This window comes from Paenibacillus sp. NRS-1781, from assembly GCF_050467745.1.
Lineage (GTDB): Bacteria > Bacillota > Bacilli > Paenibacillales > Paenibacillaceae > Paenibacillus > Paenibacillus terrae_A.
On record NZ_JBITPI010000034.1, the window covers coordinates 1 to 15379 of the forward strand.

The 15379-nt window shown below is 48.9% G+C and carries 13 protein-coding genes; 12 read left to right on the top strand and 1 reads right to left on the bottom strand.

Features of this window, described 5'->3' with window-relative positions:
* Positions 1-146: 146 nt before the first annotated feature.
* From ACIFO6_RS12910 to secA, 3 genes are all read left to right on the top strand, one after another.
* Complete coding sequence (locus ACIFO6_RS12910; protein ID WP_013373372.1) at positions 147-344, top strand: cold shock domain-containing protein; 198 nt, start codon at positions 147-149, stop codon at positions 342-344.
* A 463-nt stretch (positions 345-807) separates the two neighbouring features.
* Positions 808-1362: a ribosome hibernation-promoting factor, HPF/YfiA family gene (gene hpf, locus ACIFO6_RS12915; protein ID WP_137060524.1), complete on the top strand. Its 555-nt coding sequence runs from the start codon at positions 808-810 to the stop codon at positions 1360-1362.
* A gap of 414 nt (positions 1363-1776) precedes the next feature.
* Positions 1777-4227 carry a preprotein translocase subunit SecA gene (gene secA / locus ACIFO6_RS12920; protein WP_430041041.1) on the top strand — a complete coding sequence of 817 codons (2451 nt, stop codon included), beginning with the start codon at positions 1777-1779 and terminating at the stop codon, positions 4225-4227.
* A 118-nt stretch (positions 4228-4345) separates the two neighbouring features.
* Here secA and ACIFO6_RS12925 read toward each other — a convergent pair whose 3' ends face one another.
* Positions 4346-4489 (bottom strand): hypothetical protein, encoded by a 144-nt coding sequence (locus tag ACIFO6_RS12925; protein ID WP_430041042.1) that lies wholly within the window; start codon positions 4487-4489, stop codon positions 4346-4348.
* 59 nt (positions 4490-4548) lie between these two features.
* Here ACIFO6_RS12925 and prfB point away from each other — a divergent pair.
* From prfB to argH, 9 genes are all read left to right on the top strand, one after another.
* A protein-coding gene (gene prfB, locus ACIFO6_RS12930; protein ID WP_430041043.1) for a peptide chain release factor 2 occupies positions 4549-5662 on the top strand; the annotation gives its coding sequence in 2 pieces (ribosomal slippage) (positions 4549-4620 and positions 4622-5662; 1113 coding nt in all).
* 57 nt (positions 5663-5719) lie between these two features.
* Positions 5720-6619: a YitT family protein gene (locus tag ACIFO6_RS12935; protein ID WP_430041044.1), complete on the top strand. Its 900-nt coding sequence runs from the start codon at positions 5720-5722 to the stop codon at positions 6617-6619.
* Positions 6620-6885: 266 nt separating this feature from the next.
* Positions 6886-7935, top strand: a complete 1050-nt coding sequence (gene argC / locus ACIFO6_RS12940) for an N-acetyl-gamma-glutamyl-phosphate reductase (protein ID WP_430041045.1) — start codon at positions 6886-6888, stop codon at positions 7933-7935.
* 106 nt (positions 7936-8041) lie between these two features.
* Entirely contained in the window at positions 8042-9268 is a 1227-nt protein-coding gene (gene argJ / locus ACIFO6_RS12945; protein WP_430041046.1) for a bifunctional glutamate N-acetyltransferase/amino-acid acetyltransferase ArgJ, read from the top strand.
* Between the two features lie 81 nt (positions 9269-9349).
* Positions 9350-10189: an acetylglutamate kinase gene (argB, locus tag ACIFO6_RS12950; RefSeq protein ID WP_430041047.1), complete on the top strand. Its 840-nt coding sequence runs from the start codon at positions 9350-9352 to the stop codon at positions 10187-10189.
* A 54-nt stretch (positions 10190-10243) separates the two neighbouring features.
* Entirely contained in the window at positions 10244-11512 is a 1269-nt protein-coding gene (locus ACIFO6_RS12955) for an acetylornithine transaminase (RefSeq protein WP_430041048.1), read from the top strand.
* A gap of 43 nt (positions 11513-11555) precedes the next feature.
* Entirely contained in the window at positions 11556-12512 is a 957-nt protein-coding gene (argF, locus tag ACIFO6_RS12960; RefSeq protein WP_430041049.1) for an ornithine carbamoyltransferase, read from the top strand.
* 60 nt (positions 12513-12572) lie between these two features.
* Entirely contained in the window at positions 12573-13808 is a 1236-nt protein-coding gene (locus tag ACIFO6_RS12965; RefSeq protein WP_430041050.1) for an argininosuccinate synthase, read from the top strand.
* 89 nt (positions 13809-13897) lie between these two features.
* The gene (argH, locus tag ACIFO6_RS12970) at positions 13898-15310 is read left to right on the top strand and encodes an argininosuccinate lyase (protein ID WP_430041051.1); all 1413 of its coding nucleotides are present in this window, start codon (positions 13898-13900) and stop codon (positions 15308-15310) included.
* The last annotated feature ends 69 nt before the right edge of the window (positions 15311-15379 follow it).

Here is a 15379-nt window from a genome sequence, read left to right on the forward strand (position 1 = left end):
TATGGTTAATCAACAGACGTGCTATATGGAATAACTATACATGAAAACATTATCAATTCCAATTGACAATGGATAACTTTGGATGGTATAGTCGGAAATGTGGGCGAGAGCTTCACTTCATTTGATGACGAAGGGAATGTTAGTGCATGCAAGGTAAAGTTAAATGGTTTAACGCAGAAAAAGGTTATGGTTTCATTGAAACTGCTGATGGCGGCGACGTATTCGTTCATTTTTCCGCAATTCAAACAGAAGGTTTCAAAACACTTGAAGAAGGACAAGACGTGGAGTTCGACATTGTCGAAGGCGCACGTGGACCACAAGCCGCTAACGTAACCAAATTATAATCATCCCCGGCATAGCCGACCTACATAATTGGTAAGATGGTTAGCAATGGATAACGCGCTAGCAACTGCCCTGGAATGTATTCCAGGGCTTTTTTATGTTTTCTAGGTATATAAAAGGGCCCTTTACACGAGTGACCCGTTCACAGAAAAAGGAAATTTTTCGGCAGAACTGTATCCGATTCAGTGTGAAAGGGCCACCCGTCCTTTTTCGTTAAGGTAGCTGAGCGTAAAGCCGGGAATTCATAAATGTCACGATGCAGCAGAGCAACTTTTTTTTATATGTGCTTATTATTCACATGTGTATGAATGCCTCTTTAAAACATTATTTCCATAAAAAGGGTGTTGGAGGAAGCGTTTTATCGAAAAAAACAGAATTTTGTAAAATACCTCCGAAATGTCGGGTGCTTTTTTTACTTGGCGTTAACATATGTGTTATACTGGAGGAGCAAAGGAGGCGTGCCCTATGAACTTAACAGTACGAGGTCAACAGATCGAGGTTACCGACGCTTTGAAGGAATACGTTGATAAGAAATTCAGCAGACTTGAGAAGTATTTCGATGCACCCCCGACGTCTGACGGAAGTGTAACGTTAAGCACAACCAGAGATTTGCACACTGTAGAAGTAACCATTCCTTTGCCGGGGCTTGTACTCCGTGCCGAAGACGAAAGCGACGATATGTATGCGTCTATTGATGCCGTGGTAGACAAGCTTGAGCGGCAGATTCGCAAGCATAAAACTAAGCTGAACCGTAAATTTCGTCAGGAAGGCAGCTTGAAAACCCTTTTTGTTGAAGATACGGCAGGTGGCGTGGCTGTTGCTGAAGATGCAGAATTGGATGAGCTGGAAGTCGTCCGCACCAAGCGTTTCTTATTGAAACCGATGGATGTGGAAGAGGCTATTCTTCAAATGAACATGGTTGGACATAATTTCTTTGTATTTGCCAATATTGATAACGAAGAAGTCAGCGTGGTTTACAAGCGCAATGATGGTAAATACGGCCTGATCGAACGGGAATAATCTGTAAGACAGGAACTTATCTTGTTTGAAAATGAATAGAGGGTTCCCGATTGAAAGCATGCTTCATTGGAGATTGGGAAGAATGAAAATAACGACGAGCCTTATCCTTGCGAACCTGGCGGGATAGGGCTCTTTTATATGTTTTTCTGAAAATGAAATGTAATTTTAATGCAAATAAACGTAACTAATTATGTATTTCATGCGTCAATTGTTTTGGTATCTTTAACCGGATGCAAATCAGGGAGCGGCTTGTGTTGCGGCATGTCCTACAAACTGTTACAATTTATGCAAAGAACATCGCACGATGGGCTGGTATAGCCGGGCCTGTCAAACATATCGGGATCAATTTCATCATGGACCCTTTCTTATTGTGAAATTGATTCTATTAATTGTTTTGCGTGAAAGGGGTAAACCATGTTAGGAATTGTAAAGAAAATTTTTGGAGATACAAACGAACGTGACGTCAAGCGTTTAATGAAGACGGTTGAGCTGATCAATAAATTTGAGCCGGATTTCGAGAAGCTATCGGATGAGGAGCTGCAAGCGAAAACGGCGGAGTTTAAAGCCCGGATTGAGCAGGGAACTACGGCGGAAGAGATTTTGCCGGATGCTTTCGCAACCGTTCGTGAGGCGTCCAAGCGGGTATTGGGCAAACGTCATTATGACGTTCAGATGCTTGGTGGTATTGCGCTGCATGAAGGTAGAATTGCCGAAATGAAAACTGGCGAAGGTAAAACACTGGTGGGAACACTGCCGGTTTATTTGAATGCACTGTTGGGTAAAGGCGTGCACGTGGTTACGGTCAATGACTATTTGGCGCAACGTGACAGTGGAGAAATGGGACAAATCTATAACTTCCTGGGCATGTCGGTTGGGCTGAATTTGGCCGGTCTGGGTCATGGAGAAAAGCAAGCGGCATATGCTTGTGACATCACATACGGAACGAACAATGAGTTTGGATTCGACTACCTGCGTGACAACATGGTGCTTTACAAAGAACAGATGGTACAACGTCCGTTGTATTTCTGTATCATTGATGAAGTGGATTCAATTCTCGTCGATGAAGCTCGTACGCCGCTGATTATCTCTGGACAAGCTCAGAAATCCACGGAGCTGTATTTTGCGGCTGACCGTTTTGTGAAGAGTCTGAATGTTGAAGAAGATTACACCTTGGATATCAAGGTGAAGTCGGTTGCTTTGACCGAGAATGGTGTATCCAAGGCTGAGAATTTCTTCGGACTGGAGAACCTGTACGATCAGGAAAGTGTTACAATCAATCACCACATCGTGCAGGCCCTGAAGGCTAACGCTATTATGCGTCTGGATGTGGATTATGTCGTAGCTGACGGCGAAGTTCTGATTGTCGATGAGTTCACAGGCCGTCTAATGGCCGGACGTCGCTACAGCGATGGTTTGCATCAGGCGATTGAAGCGAAGGAAAACATCGTTGTACAGAACGAGAGCATGACGCTGGCGACGATTACTTTCCAAAACTATTTCCGTATGTATCGCAAATTGGCGGGTATGACGGGTACAGCTAAAACAGAAGAAGAAGAATTTAAAAAAATATATGGCCTGGAGGTTCTCCAGATCCCTACGAACCGGGCAAATCAGCGTGTGGATATGCCTGACGTAGTATACAAGAGCGTAAAAGGTAAATTCCATGCGGTAGTGGATGAGATTGTGGAGCGCCACAAAAACAACCAGCCGATATTGGTAGGTACGATTTCTATTGAAAATTCGGAGCTTCTGTCCGAAATGCTGAAACGCAAAGGCGTCCGGCATAAAGTGCTTAACGCCAAGTATCATGCCGAGGAAGCTGAAATCATTTCCCGAGCAGGTGAAGCGGGTTCAGTAACCATTGCCACGAACATGGCAGGGCGGGGTACAGACATCGTGTTGGGCGATGGCGTATCGGGTATTGGTGGTTTACACATCATCGGTACAGAGCGTCACGAATCTCGCCGTATTGATAATCAGCTTCGTGGCCGTGCAGGACGCCAAGGTGATCCGGGGTCTACACAGTTTTACTTATCGCTGGGTGATGAGTTGATGAAGCGTTTTGGTGCGGACAACGTACTCAATATGATGGAGCGCTTGGGCTTCGAGGAAGACCAACCAATCGAGAGTCGGATGATTACACGTGCTATCGAATCGGCGCAAAAACGCGTTGAGGGCAACAACTTTGATCAGCGCAAAGTCGTTCTCCAGTATGATGACGTGATGAACCAGCAGCGTACTATTATTTACAAGCAGCGTCGTGAAGTGCTGGAATCGGAGAACATTAAAGAAGTTGTGTTCGACATGATCAAGCCTGTCATTGAGCGTGTGGTGGAAGCTCATTGCAGTGATGACATCCCTGAAAACTGGGAGCTTGAAGAAGTAGCGGAATATGTGAATAACAATCTGCTAGATGAAAATGCAATTAGTCGTGATGACCTGTGGGGTAAAGAAAAAGAAGAGATCGTTGAACTGATCTTCGAGAAAGTCACCGAAAGATACCACAGACGTGAAGAGACGATTGGCGAAGACATGGTACGTGAGTTCGAGAAAGTTATCGTACTGCGTGCAGTGGATAGCAAATGGATGGATCATATTGATGCTATGGATCAGCTGCGTCAAGGTATTCACTTGCGTGCTTATGGTGGTACCGATCCATTGCGTGAATACCAGTTTGAAGGTTTTGAAATGTTCCATGCCATGATCGCCAGCATCCAGGAGGAAGTAGCGACTTACATCATGAAGGCGCAAATTGAATCCAACCAAGAGCGTCAGGCTGTCATCGACGAAGACAAAATCTCGACGAGTGGCGAACCTGCTGCTCCTAAAAAGAAATCTACTCCTTCGCGTCCGCGCAGAAAATAACGGATTGAAGGACGGATTTAGGGAAGCATTCATTTCCTGTAATGCATATAATGGCAGGCGGCAGTTTATCCAACTGACCGTCGGCCATTTTGTGCCATACAGGGGAGCAAGCTGAACTTCAGCTCTTGACCCGGCTCACATACCAGAGCCGGTTATTTAAAAGTCGTTTGACTTTACGGCGGTCAGCAGCGAAGCGAAGAATTTGAATCTGGAGAAGCGCCAGCGTTCGTAAGATCAAATCCTTCGCGTAGCGTCTCCTCACCCAGCCGTACTCATAACACTTTTAAACCCTTAACCCATCGCCAAAAGGAGAATGACATAATGATTGATCCAAATGTTAAACATGATTTAAGAGAAATAGGCAAGAAACTAACAAACCTTAGGGGGTCTCTTTGACTTAGATCTCAAACAGGAAATGATCGCAAACTTTGAGGAAAAGATGGCTGCGCCTAATTTTTGGGATGATAACGATAAAGCCCAAGCTGTGATCGCGGAAATGAACGCGGTTAAGTCTTCGGTAGACAGCTATGAACAGCTCCGTCAGGAGTATGAGGATGCGGGGATGATGGCTGAGCTGGCCGATGAGGAAGGCGACGAAACACTGGCTGGAGAAATTGAGAACAGTATCAGATCCTTGCTGAGCAAGCTTGAGGAGTTCGAACTGCAATTGCTTTTAAATCAGCCATATGACAAGCTTAATGCCATTTTGGAGCTGCATCCGGGGGCAGGCGGAACCGAGTCGCAGGACTGGGGTCAAATGCTGCTACGGATGTATACACGCTGGGCAGAAAAACGCGGCTTTAAGGTAGAAACGCTGGATTACCTGGCGGGTGATGAAGCAGGGATCAAAAGTGTAACACTGTTAATCAAGGGCTATAATGCTTACGGCTACCTCAAAGCAGAAAAAGGCGTGCATCGGCTTGTTCGCATTTCTCCATTTGATTCCTCGGGTCGTCGGCATACGTCGTTCGTATCCTGTGATGTCGTGCCGGAAATTGCGGATGATGTGGACGTTGAAATCCGGACAGAGGATCTTAAAATTGATACGTACCGCGCCAGCGGCGCAGGCGGTCAGCATATTAACACGACCGATTCAGCAGTTCGGATTACGCATCTTCCTTCCGGCATTGTGGTAACTTGTCAGAATGAGCGCTCCCAGATCAAGAACCGTGAGCAGGCTATGACGATGCTTCGTTCCAAGCTCTATGAGCGCAAAATTGAAGAGCAGCGTCAACAATTGGACGAAATCCGTGGGGAACAGTCCGATATTGCATGGGGCAGCCAAATTCGTTCTTACGTGTTCCACCCATACAGTATGGTGAAGGATCATCGTACCAGTGTGGAAACAGGCAATGTAGGGGCTGTCATGGATGGCGATCTGGACCCGTTCATCGACGGTTACCTACGCAGTCAGATCAAGCTGGACGCAGAATAATAGCCTGTATGAATTTTTGTGTACACGGTATTTTTAAATTAAAGGAGAATACGAAAGATGTCCCAAATGAATCTCCCCGCTGCTCGGCGAAGACGCCGTAGGCCTCTGATTGCCGCCAGCGGCCCCGCTCGCAATGTGATGGATGTTCTGCTCATTGTGCTCGGCTCCTTCATTACGGCGCTGACCTTCAATATGTTCCTGCTTCCTAACCGAATTGCATCCGGGGGTGTGTCGGGTTTATCTATTTTGGGCCAGGATCTGTTTGGTCTGGAACCAGCTTATACGCAGTGGGGAATGAATATTCCGTTATTTATAGCTGGGGTGCTGCTGTTAGGAAAGAAATACGGTTTGCGTTCCCTGCTGGGAAGTATCATGTTACCTTTATTCGTTTATCTAACTAAGGATTGGGCAGTTCCGACAACGAATCCGTTGCTGGCTTCGCTGTATGGTGGAATCGGAGTAGGGTTGGGATTGGGCACTGTATTCCGGGGCAGAGGCTCGACGGGTGGGCTGGCTATTTTGGCGCAGATCATTCAAAAATATACCGGCCTCAGCCTATCACTCTGCGTCATGCTTATGGACGGTACAGTCATCACACTGGCTGGCTTTGCTCTATCGCCGGAGCGGGCGCTGTATGCACTAATTGGTTTGTTTGTAACTGGCAAGGTCATTGATACTGTGGAAATGGGGTTAAGCTACTCCAAAGTGGCCTATATCATATCCAATCAGAAGGAGAAGATCACACAGGCTATTTTACAGGACCTGGATCGCGGATTGACGGAGCTGGCAGGACGGGGCGGTTATACGAACGAAGAACGTCCTGTACTAATGGTTGTGGTAGGCCAAAATGAGGTGACCCGTCTCAAAACGCTTGTTCGCTTGGTAGATCCGGATGCTTTTGTGATTATTAGTAACACGCGTGAGGTATTGGGTGAGGGTTTTAAGAAGGAAGGCTGAAACAAAGTGGCTTGCCGAAAGGTTGATTATAGCTACTAAATAGGGGGAAATCCGTTTTTGCAAAACGTGGTTTTCCTTTTTTGTATGTATACAGGTTCTGATAGGAGCCTCGACATCAAGTGCAGCAAATGAGATATCTAAATGAATACCAATACATAGACAATCATTTCAAATTTGGGTGATAAACTTACATGAGCATGTTGTATTTATATGAATAAGATCGTATAATAATACATATTTCATAGGAACGGAATGGAGGAAGGTCTGTGAGCAGCAAGCTAAAAGTGGCAATTGTCGGTTCCACCGGGTATGGCGGGGTGGAGCTCATTCGTTTTTTAGTTCATCATCCGCAGGTAGAGATCGTATCTGTTATTTCTTCGTCCAGCGCGGGTGTCCCGATCAGTGACGGGTTTCCACATCTGACGGACATTGTGGTTCAGGATTTGGACGGTGTCGATGTTCAAGAGATGGCTGCCAAGGCTGATCTGGTTTTCACAGCTACACCTTCTGGTGTCAGCACCAAGCTGGTGCCGCAGCTTCTCGACGCCGGATTGAAGGTCATTGACCTCTCCGGGGATTTCAGACTGCGAAGCGGGGAAACGTACGAAGCATGGTATAAAAAGCCTGCGGCTTCACCTGAATATCTCAAGCAAGCCGTATACGGACTTAGCGAGGTATATGCAGAAAGGCTTGCTGGCGTCTCTTTTATTTCTAATCCGGGCTGCTATCCAACGGCAACATTGCTGGGAATTATCCCTGCGTTGAAGGCAGATTGGATCGACCATCGGACGCTAATTGTAGATGCCAAATCCGGAGTATCCGGCTCCGGCCGGGGAGCAAGTCTCGTTTCGCATTATGCGGAGATGAATGAGAATTTTAAAGCCTACAAGATTAACAAGCACCAGCATATCCCTGAAATCGAACAGGTTTTGGGCGATATTGCGGGTGAGGACGTTACGATTACGTTTACGACACAACTGGTTCCGATGACCCGAGGAATTATGAGTACGATTTATGTCACGTTGAAGGGTGCATACTCAGACCAGGATCTCATCGGGCTATACCGGGATTATTATAAAGACCATCCTTTTGTCCGTGTGCGCGGAGAAGGTGTATGGCCAGCGACGAAGGAAGTATTTGGCTCCAATTACTGCGATATCGGTTTTGCAGCAGATGCACGGACCGGGCGTCTTACGATTATTTCGGTCATTGATAACGTCGTGAAGGGTGCTGCCGGACAGGCGATTCAGAACTTAAACTTGATGATGGGATGGGAGGAGAACCTCGGACTGGGCTTCATACCGGTATATCCGTAAAGCAGCAAGCAGTCGCAACATGGAACGGGAAACATAAGCAGACGGGAATGGATTCGCAAATAGAACCGTTACTTATAGAAAGCGTTGCAGACGAGGGCACACAATTATGGGCAAAGTAGGGTTTACAGTAGTAAACGGGGGCAATATCGTAACCCCGCGCGGCTTTACAGCCGGAGGGTTGCACTGCGGGCTTAAAAATGCGGACCGCAACGATATCGGCGCGATTCGCTGCGAGGTAGAGGCGACGGCTGCTGCGGTATACACCACCAATGTATTTCAGGCTGCACCGCTCAAAGTGACTCGCGAGAGCCTCGTGGATGGTCGGCTGCAAGCGGTCGTGGTGAACAGTGGGAACGCCAATGCCTGCACCGGACAGCAAGGAGAGCAGGATGCTTACGCTATGCGCTCGGCTGCTGCTCGTGAGCTGGGTGTTGCGGAGAGTAATGTAGCCGTTGCATCGACGGGCATGATTGGTGAGCATTTGAAAATGGACCGTGTGCTTGGCGGCATATCTGCATTACCTGGCCGTGTGAACGGGGAAAGCGATGGAGCGGAGCAATTTACCCAAGCCATTCTGACGACGGACTTGGTTAAGAAGGAAGCATGCGTGGCGGTTGAAGTGGATGGCGTGACCGTACACATCGCCGGGGCGGCGAAGGGCTCGGGCATGATTCATCCGAACATGGCGACGATGCTGGCTTTTATGACCTGTGATGCTGCGATTGGGCAGACTGCACTTCATCAGCTATTGAAGCAGGCAACGGATACCAGCTTTAATATGATTACAGTAGATGGCGATACGAGCACGAACGATATGCTGATCGCGATGGCAAGCGGGCTGGCAGGTAACCGTGAGCTGCACGAAGGACATCCCGATTGGGCTGCTTTTACCGAAGCGTTCACCTATATCTGTCGTGAGCTGGCGAAGGCAATTGCCCGCGATGGGGAAGGCGCTACGAAGCTGGTAGAGGTGTGCGTGAGCGGCGCGGTCAGCGATGCATCTGCTCAAGCGATCGCGAAGACGGTGATCGGGTCCAGTCTGGTGAAGTCGGCTGTTTTTGGTGCTGATGCGAACTGGGGCCGGATTATTGCAGCTGTCGGACGGGCCGGAGAGCCGGTCAACCCGGATACGGTAGACATCCGCTTGGGTGATATTGTTGTGCTGAGCGCGTCCAGCCCAGTCGCTTTTGATGAAAATGAGGCGCTCTCCTACCTTCGGGGAGATACGGTGCGGATTATTGTGGATTTGCATCACGGGAACGGAACCGCCACAGCTTGGGGCTGTGACTTAACCTACGATTACGTGCGGATTAACGCTGCATATCGGACATAGATAACGGAATAAGCACGGATGGAATGCTGGCATTATTGTAAAATGGCACGGACTGTGCAGTGGAGAAAAAGGAGAGATTATATGCAATCGGCAGTGGAAAACGCGGATCAAGCCAATCATACGGGATTGGTACGTCGTAATTTTGTGATGAAATGCGGAGGAAGTACGCTGGCTGCGTTGCCTGATTCCTTCTTTGACGATCTGGCCCGCTTGCAGTCGGAAGGCCTGCAACCTGTTATTGTACATGGTGGCGGCCCTGCGATCTCCGACAATTTGGCGAAGCTGGGCATCGAAACGACATTTATCAACGGGTTGCGCAAAACGACCGAGCCTGTGCTGGATGTCGTGGAAATGGTGCTGGCGGGCAGCATTAACAAGCAGATTGTACGCAGGATCGGAATGCATGGGGGTCGAGCACTGGGTTTATCGGGCAGTGATGGCTTTTTAATCGAAGCAAAGCCTGTGTCGAATGCCGCAGAGGTCGGCTGGGTCGGAGAAGTAACGTCTGTTCAAGCTTCGATTATTACAGGTGTGCTGGATATGAACTATATGCCCGTTATTGCGCCTATCGGGATTGATAGATCCGGTCAGCGCTACAATATTAACGCAGATACAGCGGCGGGTGCGGTGGCATCCCATATGGGTGTTAGCCGGATGATCGTCGTTACGGATGTACCGGGCATATTGAAGAAGATCGGTGGAGAAAAGAAGGTGCTGGACTCGATCACCGTACAGGAGATTGAGGATATGATCAGCACAGGTGAAATATACGGCGGCATGATCCCTAAGGTGAGAGCGGCTATTGCCTGCATCCACGGCAAGGTGAAGGAAGTTGTCATTGTGAACGGCAGCGAACCACAGGTATTAAGCCGTGTACTGGGTGGGGAAGTCCTTGGAACGCGCATCGTGCGCATGCAGTAATTGCAAACATATAACGAAAACTATATAACCAAACGAAAAAGGAGCGTGAACATAATGAGTAAGGAACCGAACACGCTGGTGAGCGTTGAAACGCCAGATACGAACGGAGCCGTTACCGGAGTACAAACCGAAAAGGCATCCGCAGCTGTGCAGACAGACAGCTCTCTTTTTCCAACCTACGCAAGATACCCGCTCACACTGGTCAAAGGACAAGGAAGCTGGCTGTGGGATGATCAGGGCAAGCGTTATCTGGATTTCATGTCAGGTATTGCGGTTACCAATCTTGGACATGCGCCACAGGCTGTAGCTGAACGCTTGAAAAAGCAGATTGATGAGCTATGGCATGTATCCAATCTGTTTCATATTCCTGGGCAGGAACGGGCCGCCGCTTTGCTGACTGCCAATAGCAGTGCAGATGCCGTGTTCTTCTGCAACAGCGGCGCAGAAGCGAATGAGGCTGCGATCAAGCTGGCGCGTCGTTATCACCAGAAGGTGAAGCAGACCGGGCGCTATGAGATCATTACGTTCACGCAATCCTTCCACGGACGGACGCTGGCAACCTTGACCGCTACGGGTCAGGATAAAGTAAAAGAAGGCTTTTTGCCGCTTCCAGCCGGGTTCAAAAGCGTTCCTCTCCACGATCAGGCTGCGCTCGAAGCGGCAATCAGCGAGAATACGGCTGCAATCATGCTGGAAATGGTGCAGGCAGAAGGCGGAATGTATCCGGTCGAACCTGCTTTTGTAGACGTGATTACAAAGCTGTGCGATGAGCATGGTTTGCTTTTGATCATTGATGAGGTACAGACGGGCATGGGCCGTACAGGCAAGCTGTTTTCCTTTGAGCACTACGGCATAGAGCCGGATATCTTTACGTTGGCGAAGGGGTTGGGCAGTGGTTTTTCCGTTGGTGCGATGCTGGGCAAAGGATATTTGCGCGAAGCGTTCACGGCAGGCAGTCACGGCTCTACCTTTGGCGGTACTCCGCTTGCTATGGCAGCGGTTCAGGCGACCATTGAAACGATGATTGACGAAAAACTTCCAGAGCGTGCGGCTGAGCTGGGCGAGTATTTGTTCCAAAGTCTGCAAAAGTCGCTTGGAGAGATTCCTTTTGTGAAGGATATCCGTGGAAAAGGTCTGATGGTCGGCATCGAGTGTGCTGAGCCTGTGGCGGAGCTTGTTTTGGCAGGACAAAAAAAGGGTATTCTGTTCATTACCGCAGGGCCGAACGTGGTTCGTCTGTTGCCTAACCTGTATGTAACGAAGGACGAGATAGATCAGGCTGTAGCACTTGTTACCGAAGTGATTCAGGAGCATATTGCTTAGGCGGTTAAACTGCCTAGATTAGAGTGTAAAAGGAGACGATAGCATGAGCCAGGGCGGGGCATTGCAGCAAGTTAACTTGAAGGGGCGGGACTTCCTTGAGTTGGACGACTACTCAACCGAAGAAATTCAATATTTAATTGATCTCGCCATCGAAATCAAGCGCAAGCACAAAAATGGAGAAACCTATCAGCCGCTGAAGGGGAAAACGATCGGACTGATTTTTGAAAAGTCCTCGACACGTACGCGGGTATCTTTTGAAGTCGGCATGTTTCAATTGGGTGGGCATGCCCTTTTTCTCAGTAAAAACGATATTCAATTAGGACGTGGTGAGCCTATTAGCGATATGGCACAGGTGATGTCTCGCTATCTGGATGGCATTATGATCCGTACCTTCGGGCACGATAATGTTGTAGAGTTGGCGCGTTATGCATCTGTTCCTGTGATCAACGGCTTGAGCGATTTGGCGCATCCGTGTCAGGTGTTGGCTGATTATCAGACCTTGTATGAGCAAAAGGGCAAGCTTAAAGGGCTTAAATTGGCCTACATCGGGGACGGCAACAATATGGCGCATTCCCTGTTGATTGGTGGAGCGAAACTTGGTGTGCATGTATCGCTTGCAAGTCCTGCTGGATATGAGCCTGATCCAAGTGTTGTGGCAGCTTCTCGTGAGATTGCCAAGCAAACCGGCAGTGAGATTGTAATTACCCAAAGTCCGCAAGAAGCAGTAAAGGATGCAGATGCAATTTACACGGATGTATGGGCGAGCATGGGCTTTGAGGAAGAGCAGAAGGAACGGGAGCTTGCTTTTGCCGACTTTCAGGTGAATGAGGAGCTGGTTAAGCTGGCGAAGCCAGATTATCTGTTCCTGCACTGTCTACCTGCGCATCGTGGCGAAGAAGTGAGCGCAGGTGTAATCGACGGACCGAATTCAGTGATCTTTGATGAGGCTGAGAACCGTCTGCATGCACAAAAAGCATTGATGGTTGCTTTAATGGGATAAAGAAGTTATGTTTTATGGTGAAAGATAGTGGCTAGAAGCATTCGGGGAGGACTTTCAATCATGGCAAAAGAAAAAATCGTACTCGCATATTCCGGCGGTCTGGATACGTCGGTCATTTTGAAATGGCTTAAAGAAACCTACGACGCTGAAATCATAGCGTTTACCGCAGATATCGGACAGAAGGAAGAACTGGACGGTTTGGAGGAAAAAGCGCTCGCAACTGGAGCCTCCAAAGTGTATATTGATGATCTGCGTGATGAATTCGCCAAGGATTTTATTTATCCGATGTTTCAGGCGGGTGCTTTGTATGAAGGACAATATTTGCTAGGAACGAGTATTGCACGTCCATTGATCGCTAAACGGATGGTGGATATTGCGATTGCAGAGGGCGCAACAGCTATCGCTCACGGCGCGACAGGCAAAGGCAACGATCAGGTGCGCTTCGAGCTGAACGCGGCGGCGTTGACGCCCGATATCAAGGTGATCGCACCTTGGCGGCTGGAAGAGTTCCGCAATCAGTTCCCGGGCCGGGCAGAAATGATTGCCTATGCGGAGAAACACGATATTCCGGTAACCGCTTCTGCGGCCAAGCCATACTCCATGGACCGTAATCTGCTGCATATTAGTTATGAAAGCGGCGTGCTGGAGGACCCTTGGTTTGATCCGAGCGCTCCTGAAAATAAAGAAATGTTCTTGCTCAGCAATGCACCTGAGGATGCTCCTGATGAAGCGGAATATTTGGAGCTGGAGTTTGAAGCAGGAAACTGTGTCGCTTTGAACGGAGAGCAGCTAAACCCGTTGCAGGTTATGGAAAAGCTGAATGAGCTGGGTGGCAAGCATGGCATTGGACGTGTGGACATGGTGGAAAACCGTTTTGTCGGCATGAAGAGCCGTGGAGTGTATGAGACGCCGGGCGGTACGATCCTGTTCACAGCTCATCGCAAAATGGAGTCCATCACGATGGATCGCGAGGTTATGAATCTGCGCGACAGTCTGATTACCCGATATGCTACGCTGGTCTACAACGGTTTCTGGTTCGCGCCGGAGCGTGTGGCTTTGCAGGTACTGGTTCATGAGAGCCAAAAGAATGTCAGTGGTACCGTGCGCGTGAAGCTGTACAAAGGCAATATTATTGGCGCAGGTGTCAAAAGTCCGGTCAGCTTGTACAACCCGGATATTGCGACGATGGAAGCCGATCCGACACAAGCCTACGACCAAGGGGATGCAACTGGCTTTATCCGCTTGAATGCCCTGCGCTTGAAGGTCAATGCGGGAGTAGCCAAAAACAACAAATAAATGAGTTAACCTAAAAATGTACGGGATGTGGGCCGTCCTTGTCCAAGCGACGAGGGCGGCTTGTATTGCAGAGAGGGGATCTTGCAAAAATGAGTAAGCTATGGGGCGGACGTTTTACGAAGCAGACCAACAAGCTGGTAGAGGAATACACGGCTTCCATCGAGTTTGATCAGGTGTTGGCGGAAGAAGATATTCAGGGCAGCTTGGCTCATGTAGCCATGCTGGGCAAATGCGGGATTATTCCGCAGGCCGATGCGGATACGATCAGGGAAGGGCTACACACGGTATTGGAGCGTATCCGCCGTGGGGAGATTGAATTTTCGGTTTCGGACGAGGATATTCATATGAATATCGAAAAAAATCTGATCGAAGCGATTGGTCCGGTTGGTGGGAAGCTGCACACCGGACGCAGCCGTAATGATCAGGTGGCAACGGATATGCACTTGTATTTGCGAGGACGTGTGGTGGCGCTGGTTGGTATGCTGCATGATGTGCAAGCTGCACTAATCGGACAGGCGAAGGATAATCTGGATACGATTGTACCCGGATATACGCACTTGCAGCGGGCGCAGCCTATTTTGTTCGCGCATCATTTGCTGGCTTATGTGTCTATGCTGGAGCGCGATATTGACCGACTCAAAGACAGCTACAAGCGCATTAATGTATTGCCGCTCGGCGCTGGCGCTTTGGCCGGAACCACTTTTCCGATAGACCGTCATTTTGTAGCCGAGCAGTTGGGTTTTGATGGCGTGTATGAAAATAGTCTGGACGCCGTTAGCGACCGGGACTTTATCGTAGAGTTTTTGGCTGGTGCTTCGCTGATCATGACGCATTTGTCGCGTCTAAGCGAAGAGCTGGTGCTGTGGAGCAGCACGGAGTTTGGCTTCGTGGAGCTGGATGATGCTTTTTGCACAGGCAGCAGCATTATGCCGCAGAAGAAAAACCCGGATGTACCTGAGCTGGTACGCGGTAAAACCGGACGCGTCTATGGCAATCTCGTTGGACTGCTGACCGTACTGAAATCCTTGCCGCTGGCGTACAACAAGGATATGCAGGAGGACAAGGAAGGCATGTTCGATACTGTCGCTACGCTGGAAGGGGCTTTGCAGTTGTTCGCGCCGATGATCGCAACGATGAAGGTGAACAAGGATCGCATGCGTCAAGCGGTCAATCAGGACTTCTCGAATGCGACAGATATTGCGGATTTCCTCGTCGGCAAGGGACTTCCGTTCCGTCAGGCGCATGAGGTTATCGGCAAAACCGTGCTGTATTGCATCCAGCATGGCAAGTATTTGCTTGATCTGACACTGGAGGAATTCCAGCAGTTTTCCGACTTGTTCGACAACCGTATCTATGAGGTGCTTCAACCGGAAGCGGTGGTTAACGCCCGGAATGTATACGGCGGAACTGCAACCGGACAGGTACAGGCAGCCATCGGACGCAGTGAACAGCTTCTGAGCAGCACGTCTACATGGTTTGAAGGGCACAAACGGAGTAACTAATGAGGCTAAAAGAATTCTTGCACAGCAGCGGGACGCTGTGTAGAATTTAATAGTTTAGCACATAAGCAG